This is a genomic window from Halomonas gemina (assembly GCF_023554995.1).
GTDB classification, from domain to species: Bacteria; Pseudomonadota; Gammaproteobacteria; order Pseudomonadales; family Halomonadaceae; genus Halomonas; species Halomonas gemina.
Genome location: NZ_JAMJPK010000001.1, coordinates 210,780 through 223,773 on the forward strand (window position 1 = coordinate 210,780; position 12,994 = coordinate 223,773).

Consider the following 12,994-nt stretch of genomic DNA (forward strand, 5'->3'; position numbering starts at 1 on the left):
AGCGCCTCCAACGAGCCGAAGGGGGATCTGCCGGGATGGCATACTTGCTGGTGATGGGGGGCCTGGCGCTGTCCGTCTTCTTCACCCTGGGCTGGGGCCTGGTCCGTGCCACGCGCTGGCTGGCGGGGCGCCTGCCGGGTGCGGGCCGAAAACCGCCGCGGCGTGCACCGCGGCGTGCGCCCAACAGGCCCAGGGCCGCCCCCAAACCCCGGGCCCGGAAACCTGAGGCACGCAAGGCGCCGTCGGAGCCTTGGCGGCTGACCCGCTGGCTGGCCCGGCGGCGCTCTCCGCTGCCGCTGGGCCTGCTGGCCCTGCTGCTCTACGCGGGCAGCCGCCTGGCCGAATACGGCATGGCCTTCCGCCCGCAGGCCGCCCCCGGGGAGTTCCATGGCCTGGTCAGCTCGCTTGGCTGGGTCGCCGCCGCCCTGCTGGCCCTCGCCGGCGTGAACCTGCTGGCCCTGTGGCGCTGTCGCCGCTAGCGTGGCGACGACCGGACCGGACTCACCTATGCTGTCATGACCCCGAATCGAGACAAGGAGTCATGATCATGGTCATCCCCACCGCTTGGCGTCGTTCGGCGTCCCTGCTGCTGCTCTCCCCGCTGCTGCTTTCCCCGGCGGCACTGGCGGAGGTCGATTTCCAGTACCAGCGCCCGGAGATCGCCCCTGAGACGGCGTCCGGAAGCGAGGAGAAGCCGGGCTGGGCCACCGAGAGGTTCGCCGTGGCCGCGGCCAACCCCCTGGCCACCGATGCCGGCTACCAGATCCTCCAGGCGGGGGGGTCGGCCATCGATGCTGCCATCGCGGTGCAGATGGTGCTCACCCTGGTCGAGCCCCAGTCCAGCGGCATCGGCGGGGGCTCCTTCCTGATGTACCACGACGGCGAGGAGGTCAAGGCCTACGACGGCCGCGAGACCGCGCCCTCCTCGGTGGAGGAGGAGCTCTTCCTGGACGGGGACGGCGAGCCCCTGGCATTCATGGAGGCCGTGGAGAGCGGTCGCTCGGTCGGTGTGCCCGGCAACCTGCGCATGCTGGAGAGCGCCCACAAGGCGCATGGTCGCCTGCCCTGGGCCGAGCTCTTCGAGCCGGCGATCACCCTGGCCGACGAGGGATTCCCCGTCAGCCCGAGGCTGCATCGCAGCCTGGCCGACACCGAGGGCCTGCGTGAGAACCGCCGGGCCTCGGCCTTCTATTTCACCGAGGAGGGGGATCCGCTTCCCGAAGGGCATACGCTCAAGAATCCGGCCCTGGCGGTGATCCTCGAGCGGATCGCCGAGCAGGACAGCTCGGCGCTGCACACCGGGGAGATCGCCGAGGACATCGTGGCGCAGGTACAGAACCACCCCGCCATTCCCGGCAGCCTCAGCCTCGAGGATCTGGCCACCTATACGGCCAAGGAGCGCGAGCCGCTCTGCACCGACTGGCAGGCGTACCGGGTGTGCGGCTTTCCGCCGCCCTCCTCGGGCCACCTGACGGTGATGCAGATCCTCGGCACCCTTGAGGAGCTCCCTCCGCTGGAGGCGGCCCTGGAGGACGACCTGCCCGGCGTCGACTGGCTGCACCGCTTTCTCGAGGCCTCGCGGCTGGCCTTCGCCGACCGCGGGCGCTATATCGCCGACCCGGACTTCGTCGAGGCGCCCGGCGGCGACTGGTCGCTGATGCTCGATCCCGACTACCTGGCCGAACGCGCCGAGCTGATCGAGGCGGGGCAGAGCATGGGCAGCGACGGTGCCAGCCCGGGCAACCCCGGCACCCTGGCCACGGCCTGGGCCGTGCAGCCGACGCAGCCGGAATACGGCACCAGCCACATCAGCATCGTCGACGAGCACGGCCATGCCCTGGCCATGACCAGCTCCATCGAGCAGGCCTTCGGTGCGCGCATCCTCTCCGACGGGGGGACCGGCATGCCGGGGGGCTTTATGCTCAACAACGAGCTGACCGACTTCTCCTTCACCCCCGCGGATGACGAGGGTACGCCCATCGCCAACCGGGTGGAGCCAGGCAAGCGACCACGCTCCAGCATGAGCCCGACGCTGGTCTTCGACCGGGAGAGCGACGACCTGGTGGCGAGCCTTGGTTCGGCGGGGGGGGCGGCCATCATCCACTACACCGCCCACTCGCTGGTGGCGATGCTCGACTGGGGGCTGGACGCCCAGCGTTCGCTGGACCTGCCCCATGCCATCACCCTGGGCGGACCGGTCTACCTGGAGGCGGGACGCTTCCCGCCGGCCACCCTGGAGGCGCTGCGCGAGCGGGGCCACGAGGTGGAGGAGCGCGAGCTCACCAGTGGCCTGCAGGCGATCCAGCGCACCGAGGAGGGCTTCTTCGGTGGTGCCGACCCGCGCCGTGAAGGGGTAGTGATGGGGGACTAGTTCCTCAGCCAGTTGCGCAGCTTGACCAGCAGCAGGGCACCGTCGCCCAGGCGGCGGCGCTCACTGATGAGTTTGGCGAGCATCTCCGGCCGGTCGGTGATGATGCCGTCCACCCCCAGATCGATCAGCTGGGACATCCGGGTGCGATCGTTGATGGTCCAGGCATGCAGCTCGTAACCGTAGTACCCCGCAAGGCGCACCTCCTCCTCGTCGATGCGGTTGTGGCGAAGGGCGAGGGCATCGAAGCCTCGGCGCTCCAGGGAGCCCGACATCACCAGCTGGGCGAGCAGGGTGGTGCGCAGGCGCGGCGCGCGCAGCCTGACCTCGCGCAGCAGCCAGGGCGACATGGCGGCCACCCGCATCTCGCCCATGATGTCGGGATCGCCACAGGCCAGGGCGGTGATCCGGTCCTCGGCGCGGTGCCGGCAGGCGCGGCGCTCTTCCCGCTCCCTCTCCAGGGTGTCGATCACCGCCTCGACCAGCTCGAGTACGCGGCCGGGATCGGGCTTGAGCTCGATCATCAGGGTGGCGCGTCCGCGTACCGCCGTCAGGACCTCGTCCAGCCCCGGGATCCGCTCGCCGATGAAGGGATCCCCGAACCAGCTGCCCACGTCCACCTCGCCGAGCTCCGATCGTGGCAGCTCCCCGACCCGGCGCCCGTCGCCGGCCAGCCGCCTGAGGCTCTCGTCATGGTAGAGCACCACCTCGCCGTCGCCGGTGAGGCGCACGTCGATCTCGACGCCATCGGCCCGGTCCCGGATCGCCTGCTCCACCGCGGCCAGGGTGTTCTCCGGCGCCTTCAGCGAGCTGCCGCGGTGGGCGATGATGGCGACCTCGTCGCGGATCTCGAAGCGATTGACGATCAGCCACGCCTGGCCGATGGCGAACAGCACGACGGCGAGCTCGACCGCCCAGGCGAGGCGACCGGGGTGGGTGCCGGGCGGCGGTGGCTTGGGCTTCGGCTCGCGATGGGCCAGGCGCAGGTAGAGGCAGGTGGCCTGCAGGGCGTTGGCGGCGATGCCGCCGAAGGTAATGGCCAGGGCGATCAGCAGGTAGGCGGTGAGGTAGGCGAGCATGGCCGGGACCAGCACCGCATTACGCTCGGGCAGCCACCACAGCAGCGGCGTGACGACCCGGTCGAACAGCGCCGTGGCCAGCAGCGGCAGCGCGATGATCCCCAGCAGCAGCAGGACCACCGCCGCCGCGATATGGCGCCCGCGGCCTCGGGTCAGCTGCCCGCTGCGCGCCAGGGCCGCCGGCGGCGAGAGCCCCTCCAGGGTCAGCACCGGCAGGGCCAGGTGCCAGCGGACATAGAGGCTGCCGGCGAGCAGCAGCCACGCCAGCAGCGGCACCAGGCCGCTGCCGAGGAAGGCCCAGAAGGCGGGCGGGCGCACGCTCTGCACGAAGTAGGGGTCCAGCCCTCCCAGGAAGAGCTCATGGAGCCAGGCGAGGCTCAGCGCCAGCGGGACCAGCAGCAGCAACTGGGACCCCACCTGCAGCACCACCAGGCCGCTGAGGGCCGGCAGCCGGCGCAGCACGGCCCAGAGGGCCTCGAAGGCCAGGCGGACATGGTGGTCCCGAGGACGGACCGCCACCAGGATCATGCCGGCCTGCTGGAGGTAGAGCACCAGGAAGGTCAGGCCGACGGCGGCCAGCAGCCACAGCAGGCCGCCGGGGCTCATCAGCAGGGCGATCAGCTCGTTGTTGGTGATCACCGGGCGGCCGAACTGGGCGAGCAGCCCCGAGAGGGTCCAGCCCACGGCCGGCAGCAGCAGGCTAGAGGCCAGCAGCGTGAAGAAGAGGTGATAGGCGATCAGCGGGCGCAGGTGCTCGCGCAGGGTGCGCAGCACGTCGCCGCTCAATCGTGACAGGTGCAGCATGGACAGGCGCGTGACGGGAATCTCGTGTCAGGGTGACACCGCTTGCCTGCCACGGGCAAGTGCCTGTTCCCGGGGGGCTCGTCGCGCCTCAGCGCTCCAGGTCCAGCTGCTCGTCGGCGACCAGGATGCCGTTGTTGTCGGCATAGAGCCACTGGCCCGGCGTCAGGGTGGCGCCGGCGAAGCTGACGGGGATGTCGCGCTGTCCCTCGCCGCGCTTCTCGCTCTTGCGCGGATGGGCCCCCAGGGCCTGGATGCCGAGTTCGGTCTCGGCCAGTATGTCGACGTCGCGCACGCAGCCGTACATCACCACGCCGGCCCAGCCGTGGCCGGCAGCCTGTTCGGCCAGCATGTCGCCCAGCATGGCGCAGCGGGTGGAACCGCCGGCGTCGACGACCAGCACGGCGCCGTCGCCGGGTTCGGCGACCGCCTGCTTGACCAGGGAGTTGTCCTCGAAGCACTTGACGGTGCGGATCGGGCCGGCGAAGGCCTCGTGGCCGCCGAAGTTGACGAAGATCGGATCGAGTGCCTGGACCTCGGGGTAGGCGTCGCAGATGTCCGGCGTGACGATATGGCTCACGGTGAGACTCCTCGTGACATGGGTAATTTCTCGATGATGCCATGGCCCGGGCAGAACGGAAGTCCCCTTTGGTGGGACAGGCCGTTGGCAGGGGCGGGCGCAAAAAAAGCGCCCCGGACGGGGCGCTTCGTTCATCGGCTCCGGCCGCCGCGGACGGCGGCCTTCGATGTTGCGAGCATCGGAGTCGAACTTGAGGGTATCAGAATACCGCTGATCAGGCTTCCTGCGCGACCGGAATCACGTTGGAGGCGGCGTTCTGATACTCCTCGATCTCGTGGAAGTTCATGTAGCGGTAGATCTCGCCAGCCATGGCGTCGAACTCGCCCATGTAGCGGCGATACTCGTCGACGGTCGGCAGGCGGCCCTCAACGGCGGCCACGGCCGCCAGTTCCGCGGAGGCGAGGTAGACGTTGGCGCCGTCGCCCAGGCGGTTGGGGAAGTTGCGGGTGGAGGTGGAGACCACGGTGGACTTGGCGGCGACGCGGGCCTGGTTGCCCATGCACAGCGAGCAACCGGGCATCTCCATGCGTGCCCCGGCGCGGCCGTAGATGCCGTAGTAGCCCTCCTCGGTCAACTGGTGCTGGTCCATCTTGGTCGGCGGGGCCAGCCACAGGCGGGTCTTCAGGCTGCCGGCCGGCTGCTTCTCGAGCAGCTTGCCCGCGGCACGGAAGTGGCCGATGTTGGTCATGCACGAGCCGATAAAGACCTCGTCGATCTTCTCGCCGGCCACCTCGGAGAGCAGGCGGGCGTCGTCCGGGTCGTTCGGGGCGCAAAGTACCGGCTCCTTGAGCTCCTCGAGGTCGATCTCGATGACCTCGGCGTACTCGGCGTCCTTGTCGGCGCGCATCAGGCTCGGGTCGGCCAGCCACTCCTCCATGCCCTGGATGCGGCGCTCGATGGTACGGCGGTCGCCGTAGCCGTTGGCGATCATCCACTTGAGCAGGGTGATGTTGGACTTCAGGTACTCGCTCACGCTGTCCTCGGACAGGGTGATGGTGCAACCCGCGGCGGAGCGCTCGGCGGAGGCGTCGGAGAGCTCGAAGGCCTGCTCGACGGTGAGGTCCTCGAGGCCCTCGATCTCCAGCACGCGGCCGGAGAAGGCGTTCTTCTTGCCTGACTTCTCGACGGTCAGCAGGCCGTTCTTGATGCCGTAGTAGGGGATGGCGTGGACCAGGTCACGCAGCGTGACGCCGGGCTGACGCTTGCCCTTGAAGCGCACCAGCACGGACTCCGGCATGTCCAGCGGCATCACGCCGGTGGCGGCGGCGAAGGCCACCAGGCCCGAACCGGCCGGGAAGGAGATGCCCAGCGGGAAGCGGGTATGGGAGTCGCCGCCGGTGCCCACGGTGTCGGGCAGCAGCATGCGGTTCAGCCAGCTGTGGATGATGCCGTCGCCTGGACGCAGCGAGACGCCGCCGCGGTTCATGATGAAGTCGGGCAGGGTGTGGTGGGTGTCCACGTCGACCGGCTTCGGGTAGGCGGCGGTGTGGCAGAAGGACTGCATCACCAGGTCGGCCTGGAAGCCGAGGCAGGCGAGGTCCTTGAGCTCGTCGCGGGTCATCGGGCCGGTGGTGTCCTGGGAGCCCACGGTGCTCATCTTCGGCTCGCAGTACATGCCCGGGCGCACGCCCTCAAGGCCGCAGGCCTTGCCGACCATCTTCTGGGCCAGGGTAAAGCCCTTGCCGGTGTCCTTGGGCTGCTCGGGCAGGCGGAAGACGTCGGAGGGTGCCAGGCCCAGCGATTCGCGTGCCTTGGTGGTCAGGCCGCGGCCGATGATCAGCGGGATACGGCCGCCAGCGCGCACTTCGTCGAGGATCAGCTGGGTCTTGAGCTCGAAGGTGGTCAGCACCTCGTCGGTGCCGTGCTTGCACACCTTGCCTTCATAGGGGTAGACATCGATGACGTCGCCCATCTCGAGGGCGGAGACGTCCATCTCCACCGGCAGGGCGCCGGAATCTTCCATGGTATTGAAGAAGATCGGGGCGATCTTGCCGCCGAAGCAGAAGCCGCCGGCGCGCTTGTTGGGCACGTAGGGGATGTCGTCACCGAAGAACCACAGCACCGAGTTGGTGGCGGACTTGCGCGAGGAGCCGGTGCCGACCACGTCGCCGACGTAGGCGACCGGGAAGCCCTTGGCCTTCACCTCCTCGATCTGCTTCAGCGGGCCGGTGGTGCCGGGCACCTCGGGCTCGATGCCGTCACGCTCGTTCTTGAGCATGGCGTTGGCGTGCACCGGGATATCGGGGCGCGACCAGGCGTCCGGGGCGGGGGAGAGGTCGTCGGTGTTGGTCTCGCCCGGCACCTTGAACACGGTCAGGGTGATCTTCTCGTCGAGTGCCGGCTTGGAGAGGAACCACTCGGCATCGGCCCAGGACTGGATGACCTCCTTGGCCACGGCGTTGCCCGCCTTGGCGCGCTCTTCCACGTCGTGGAAGGCGTCGAACATCAGCAGGGTGTGCTTGAGCTGCTCGCCCACTTCCTTGGCCAGGTCGGCGTCGTCGAGCAGCTCGACCAGCGAGACGATGTTGTAGCCGCCCTGCATGGTGCCCAGCAGCTTCACCGCGTGAATCCTGTCGATCAGCGGCGACTCGGCCTCGCCCTTGGCGATGGCGGTGAGGAAGCCGGCCTTGACGTAGGCGGCCTCGTCGACGCCGGGCGGAACGCGATTGGTGAGCAGGTCGAGGATGGCCTCCTCCTCGCCGGCCGGCGGGTTCTTCAGCAGCTCGACCAGGGCAGCGACCTGCTCGGCGTTCAGCGGCTTAGGCGGCACGCCGTCGGCGGCGCGCTCCTCGACATGTTGGCGATAGGCTTCAAGCACGTTGGGGCCCTCATCGGTGGTGGTGGCCGAAGCCGGCAGACCTTGTCGAGCATCGACGAAAGGCACGCTTCGGCGGGGGAAAACGTCTGGTAGACCCTTCCTGTTGCCAGGGTGTCAGCGGTGCCGAGATCATAGAGGAAACTGTCGACAATGTTAAGTTGGGCCCGCGGTGGCGGCCTTGAACTTTGGTCGGCGGCAACTTCGGGCTGCCAGCCCGGCGTCTCCCGCGTTACCATGACGTTCTGTCAACGCACGTTAACGTCAACGGGAGGGGACATGGGAGAGCGCATCACCTCGCCGTGCGTGGGTCTCTGCTCGACCACCCTGGGCGACCGGGTGTGCCGTGGCTGCCAGCGCGTCGACAGCGAGATCCGCGACTGGCCGGCCCTGTCCGGCGAGCAGCGCCGCTGCCGCATGGCCGAGCTGGATCGGCTGCGGGCCGAGGTCGCCGGGCGCTTCCTGGTGGTCGTTGACCCCGCGAGCCTGGAGGCACAGCTGCGCCGTCACCGGATCCGCTTCCGGGACGAGCAGCCGCCGCTCTCCCGCGCCGTGGAGCTGCTGCGGGTGGGCCGTGGCCGCATCCGGGACCTGTCGCGCTACGGGCTGGCCGGCCGCGACGGCGAGGATGCCGCCTCGCTCCATGAACGCATCACCACCGACCTGCTGGCTGCCGCCGAGCGGCGACAGACGCGCCTCCCCGATCTCCTTGACCCGCCGACACAGGACCCATGATGCCCCCGATGCCGACCCTCGAGATGACCGATTGCCGGGACCTGCTGCCTGCCGAGCTGCTGGCGTTCCTGCCCTGTGCCACCCCGGAGGCATGGGTCGACTGGGCCCTGGCCAACCCCGAGCTGCTGCTGATCGACCACGCCCAGTGCGAGAAGAAGGCGGCCTCCACGGCCATGAGCCTGCTCTACCGCTATGTGGACCAGCCGCTGCTGCTGACCAAGATGTCGCAGCTGGCCCGGGAGGAGCTGTTGCACTTCGAGCAGGTCGTCAGGCTGATGGAGGCGCGGGGCATCGTCTATCGCCACATCAGTGCCTCGCGCTATGCCGAGGGGCTGCGTCGCCACGTCCGGAAACAGGAACCGGAGCGCCTGGTGGATATCCTGATCATCGGGGCGCTGATCGAGGCACGCAGCTGCGAGCGCTTTGCCCGCCTGATTCCGCATCTGGATGATGAACTTGCCAAGTTCTATCGCAGTCTGGTTAAGTCTGAAGGTCGTCATTTCGAGGATTACCTGATGCTGGCCCGCCGCCTGGCCACGGCGCCCATCGATGCGCGTATCGCCTTCTTCTCCGATCGCGAGGCCGAGCTGGTCACCATGCCGGACACGGCCTTTCGTTTTCACAGCGGCGTGCCGGCCTGAGGCCATCACTTCCGCCACGCAGGAATGATCACCATGCGGGATGCTGCCGACGACGTACACGACAATGACCGGGACCACCTGGCACTCTTCGGCCACTTTTCACTGAGTCTGGGCGATGATGTCCTGACCCAGTTCAGTTACGACAAGGTCAAGGCGCTGCTCGTCTACCTGCTGCTCCACGACAAGCCGGTCAGCCGCGCCACCCTGGCCGAACTGCTGTGGCCCGATCAGGGTCTGTCATCGGGGCGCACCAACCTGCGCCATGCCCTGCATTGCCTGCGTCAGTCCCTGGGCGACGAGGCCGAGCGGGTGCTGTCGGTATCCCGCCAGACCATTGCCTTCCGGCTGCCGGAGCGCTGGCACTTCGACATGCACCGGCTGCAGGCGCTGCTCGAGGGGCCCGCCGACGTGGCCACGCTCGAGGCGGTGCTGGCCTGCTACCGAGGCGATCTCGCCGAGGAGCTGCACCTCTCCAGCTGTGCCGAGTACCAGCGCTGGCTGGTCCAGGTGCGCAACGAGTGGCGCCAGCGGGTGATCCGCTTCGCCGAAAGCGTCCTGGAGCGCCAGGAGCCGCTGCCGGATGGCGTGCTGGAGTCACTGGCCAGCCGCTTTTCCGGCTATGGGCCCTTCCATGAACGCCTGGTGCGCCAGCTGGCCGAGCAGGGCCAGCTGGCCGCCGCCCACGAGCAGTACAACGCCTACCTGCAGCTGCTGGCGCTCTCCGGCCAGCAGCCGGAGCCCTCTTTCCTGCAACTGGCCCGCTACTGGTCCGATGCCCAGGCCGAGGGCGCGCACCTCGGCCCCAGCGGTGCCTTCTCGCGCACCCTGGCCATGGACAGCGCCCCCCTGCGCGAGGACGAGATCGAGCAGCGCCAGCTCTCGGTGATGGCCATTCGCCTGCGGCTCAAGGCCGACCTCTCGGCCCGCGCCGATGCCCGTGCCTGCTTGGCGCTGCAGGTCGAGCTGATGCGCTGGCTCGAGCAGCAGTGCCACCACCTCGGCGGCTTCTGGCTCCCCGGGGCGACCGGGGGCCTGGGCCTGGCGTGCTTCGGCACCCATGGTCCGGCGCACCAGCTGGCCGAGCTGGTGGCGCTCTACGAGCACTGTCGCCGGGTGCTGCCCGACGAGTCCCAGCGCCACTGGAGCGGCGAGGGCGAGCCGCCGCGCATCGAGCTGGCCGCCGGCCTTGACAGCGGCCGGGTGGTCTATCTCCCCGAGCGCCACCTGGTCGACCCGCTCGGCCAGGTGACCCAGGGCTCCCTCGACCTGATGAGCGCCGCCGAGGGCAGCGAGCTGGTCATCTCCCAGGATGCCAGCCAGCATATGCCGCCGGCGCTGGACCTCCAGCCACGGCTCTCCACGCGACTGGTGGCCAGCGACGGCCGGGTGCGCCTGCGCGCGCTCGTGCTCGGCACCAACGAGGGCGGGCGCGAGGCGCCGCCGCCCAGCCTGGTGGGTCGCGAGGGCTCCCTGCGCACCCTGCGCGATGCGCTGGCCCGGGCCGGCATCGGCCTGCGCCAGAGCGTGCTGGTGCGGGGCCCCTCGGGGCTCGGCAAGTCGGCGCTGCTGGTGGGTTTCCGCCAGCTCGAGCAGAGCCGCGAGGCGGCGATCTGCTGGCAGCCCACCACGCGACTCTCTGTCCAGGAGCCCTATGGGGTGGCGCGCCAACTGCTGCGCTGGCACCTGGGAGGGCGCATCGAGGCCGAGGCGCTGTCGCGCCTGCTGACCGCCGACGATGCCGTGGCGCCCGAGGCCGACCACCGCCTGCTGCTGGAGGAGGCCCTTGGCGTGCGCGAGCCCCGCGAGATGGCGGTGCTCGCCCAGAGCGGGGAGGCCGTCGAGCTGGTCGTGGGATTGATCCATCGCCTGATCCGCGAGTTGTCCAGCGAGCGCACCCTGGTGCTGATGATCGATGACCTGCAGTGGCTCGACGAGCCCTCCTTCAAGGTACTGGCGGGCCTCCAGGCGCGGCTGCCGATCAACACTCCCTTCCTGCTGGTGGCCAGCCACCACGGTCGCGAGGCGCTGCCGGCCAAGCTGCACTGGGACCAGCAGATCTCCCTGGGCCGGCTGGATGCGATGCAGTCCTCCCGGCTGCTCTCCCAGCTGGCGCGCCGCTACCGCATCCACCTGAGCCCGCGGCTGCGTGGCCAGATCATCGAGCGTTGCGATGGCGTCCCGCTCTACCTTCAGGAGATCTGCCGCCGGGTCGACATGGATCGCCGCGAAGGGCGCAGCGTGCAGCTCGACGAACTGCCCCGCGGCCTGCTGGGGCTGCTGGCCAGCCGCATCGACCAGCTCGACGCCGACCGCGAGGTGGCCCATGTGGCGGCGGTGCTCGGGCGCCGCTTCCGCCTCGACTTCCTGGCCGAGTGCAGTGGCTGGGAGATGAGCCGCCTGGGACCGGCGCTGGAGCAGATGCGCCGGCTGGAGATCATCGAGCCGGCCGAGGGCGAGGAGGGCGAGCGCGAATACCAGTTTACCCACCAGCTGCTGCAGGAAGCCGCCTACCTCTCCTGCCCCCGTGACGTGCGGGTGAGCATCCATCGTCAGGTGGTCAGCCTGATCGAGGAGCACTTCCCGATGTGGATCAGCCGCCACCCCGGCGACTTCGCCACCCACCTGCGGCGCAGCGGCCACTATGCCCGTGGCGCCCGCTACTTCGAGCTGGCCGCGCGGGAGGCTCTCAAGGTCAGCGCCAACCGCACGGCGCTGAAGATGGCCGACTTCGGCCTGGCCAGCCTGCGCCACGTCGAGGGGCAGGCCGAGCGCGAGATCAGCCTGCTCACCGTGCGTGGCCAAGCCGCCTTCGCCCTGGAGGGGCACGGCTCGCCCACCGCCCACGAGAGCTTCGTGCGGGCCCGGGAGCTTCTGGCCGAGGAGGAGGCCGGCCCGGATGACGCCGGGGACCTGGAGCAGGCCTTCCTGGTCCAGTGGGGGCTGTGGGTGGGCTGCAGCCAGCGCCATGCCCATGCCGACGCCTTCTCGCTGGCCTCGCGCCTGGCGGGCCTCGCCGACCGCCTCGAGGATCCGCGCTACCGGCGCCTGGCCGACTTCGCCCGGGCCAGCTGCGAGTACTGGGCCGGGCGCATCTCCCAGGCCTATGACCATCTGGAGGAGATCGACCCGCTCAACGCCCCGATGATGATCGAGTGGCTACCGTTCTCCGACCACCCCCAGGTCGCGGCCGCCTGCTTCCAGGGCTGGACGCTCTGCCTGCGCGGCGACTACCAGCGTGCCGAGCGGCAGGTAGAGTCGGCCATCCGGCTCGCCGAGCGGATCGGTCACCCCGGGAGCCTGGCCATGGCGCTGATGTATGCCGCGGCCCTCTATCGCCAGCTGGGACACGTGCACCTGGCCACCATGCGCGCCGAGCGCGCCTTCGAGCTGACCGGCACCCCCGACCTGCACCTCTGGCAGGTGGCCTCGCGCAGCGTGCTGGGCTGGCAGCGGGCCCTGGCCGGCGACCGCGATGGCCTGGGCCAGATCGAGTCGGCCCAGGAGGAGCTGGCCGAGGTGACCGGGCGCGACCCCTACCAGCGCCCGGCCCTGTGGTACGTGGATGCCTGCCTGGCCCTGGGGGAGCTCTCCCGGGCCGAGGACTACCTCGACCAGTGCCTGATGATCGCCCGCGAGCGCACCACCCTGTTCGTCCCCGAACTGGCCGTGCACCTGGCGCGCGTCCGACATCGCCTCGGGCACTCCCGCGAGGAGGTCAAGAGCCTCGCCGAGCAGGCCCTGCGCCAGGCCCAGGAGGACGGCAACCTCCACCAGCAGCTCGCCGCCCTGGAGCTCTGGCTGACCCTGATCGATCCCCGTGACGAGGTCTCCCGCGACGAATTCCGCACCCTGCTGGGCGAGGTGAGCCACAGCGATGCGCCGGTGCTGACGCGCTGGCGCACCCTGCTCGACCGGCGCCTGCCCCATGCGGCGGACCTCTCCTCCTGAGTCCCCGGTAGCCGACCCGCAGTGAAC

General features: G+C 69.8%; 8 protein-coding genes. 5 read left to right on the forward strand and 3 right to left on the reverse strand.

Features of this window, described 5'->3' with window-relative positions; translation table 11 throughout:
- The first annotated feature begins 35 nt into the window (after positions 1-35).
- On the forward strand, positions 36-479 hold the full coding sequence (locus M8009_RS01125; protein WP_250058926.1) for a hypothetical protein: 444 nt from the start codon (positions 36-38) through the stop codon (positions 477-479).
- A 68-nt stretch (positions 480-547) separates the two neighbouring features.
- Positions 548-2,371: a gamma-glutamyltransferase gene (gene ggt, locus M8009_RS01130; RefSeq protein ID WP_250058927.1), complete on the forward strand. Its 1,824-nt coding sequence runs from the start codon at positions 548-550 to the stop codon at positions 2,369-2,371.
- On the opposite strand, the gene M8009_RS01135 is transcribed toward ggt, so the two are convergent.
- The 3 genes from M8009_RS01135 to acnB all read right to left on the reverse strand — a co-directional run bounded on the left by M8009_RS01135 (position 2,368) and on the right by acnB (position 7,646).
- Positions 2,368-4,251: a glycerophosphodiester phosphodiesterase family protein gene (locus tag M8009_RS01135; protein WP_250058928.1), complete on the reverse strand. Its 1,884-nt coding sequence runs from the start codon at positions 4,249-4,251 to the stop codon at positions 2,368-2,370. The genes ggt and M8009_RS01135 overlap by 4 nt on opposite strands.
- Before the next feature lie 88 nt (positions 4,252-4,339).
- A complete protein-coding gene (rraA, locus tag M8009_RS01140) occupies positions 4,340-4,828 on the reverse strand; it encodes a ribonuclease E activity regulator RraA (RefSeq protein ID WP_250058929.1) in 489 nt (162 codons plus the stop codon).
- A 214-nt stretch (positions 4,829-5,042) separates the two neighbouring features.
- Positions 5,043-7,646 (reverse strand): bifunctional aconitate hydratase 2/2-methylisocitrate dehydratase, encoded by a 2,604-nt coding sequence (gene acnB, locus M8009_RS01145; protein WP_250058930.1) that lies wholly within the window; start codon positions 7,644-7,646, stop codon positions 5,043-5,045.
- Between the two features lie 276 nt (positions 7,647-7,922).
- Here acnB and M8009_RS01150 point away from each other — a divergent pair, with 276 nt between their 5' ends.
- Genes M8009_RS01150 through M8009_RS01160 form a run of 3 tightly spaced genes read left to right on the forward strand, consistent with a single transcriptional unit; the run spans position 7,923 to position 12,967 of the window.
- Positions 7,923-8,378, forward strand: coding sequence for a DUF1289 domain-containing protein (locus M8009_RS01150; protein ID WP_250058931.1), 456 nt, complete (start codon positions 7,923-7,925; stop codon positions 8,376-8,378).
- Positions 8,375-9,019, forward strand: a complete 645-nt coding sequence (locus M8009_RS01155) for a MiaE family protein (protein ID WP_250058932.1) — start codon at positions 8,375-8,377, stop codon at positions 9,017-9,019. The genes M8009_RS01150 and M8009_RS01155 overlap by 4 nt, the downstream gene beginning before the upstream one ends.
- Positions 9,020-9,052: 33 nt before the next feature.
- Positions 9,053-12,967 (forward strand): ATP-binding protein, encoded by a 3,915-nt coding sequence (locus M8009_RS01160; RefSeq protein WP_250058933.1) that lies wholly within the window; start codon positions 9,053-9,055, stop codon positions 12,965-12,967.
- The last annotated feature ends 27 nt before the right edge of the window (positions 12,968-12,994 follow it).

Bases quoted from the DNA above. Each gene is read 5' to 3' on its own strand.
- M8009_RS01125 (WP_250058926.1), top strand. From the start codon at position 36: ATGGCATACTTGCTGGTGATGGGGGGCCTGGCGCTGTCCGTCTTCTTC.
- ggt (WP_250058927.1), top strand. From the start codon at position 548: ATGGTCATCCCCACCGCTTGGCGTCGTTCGGCGTCCCTGCTGCTGCTC.
- M8009_RS01135 (WP_250058928.1), bottom strand. From the start codon at position 4,251: ATGCTGCACCTGTCACGATTGAGCGGCGACGTGCTGCGCACCCTGCGC.
- M8009_RS01150 (WP_250058931.1), top strand. From the start codon at position 7,923: ATGGGAGAGCGCATCACCTCGCCGTGCGTGGGTCTCTGCTCGACCACC.
- M8009_RS01155 (WP_250058932.1), top strand. From the start codon at position 8,375: ATGATGCCCCCGATGCCGACCCTCGAGATGACCGATTGCCGGGACCTG.
- M8009_RS01160 (WP_250058933.1), top strand. From the start codon at position 9,053: ATGCGGGATGCTGCCGACGACGTACACGACAATGACCGGGACCACCTG.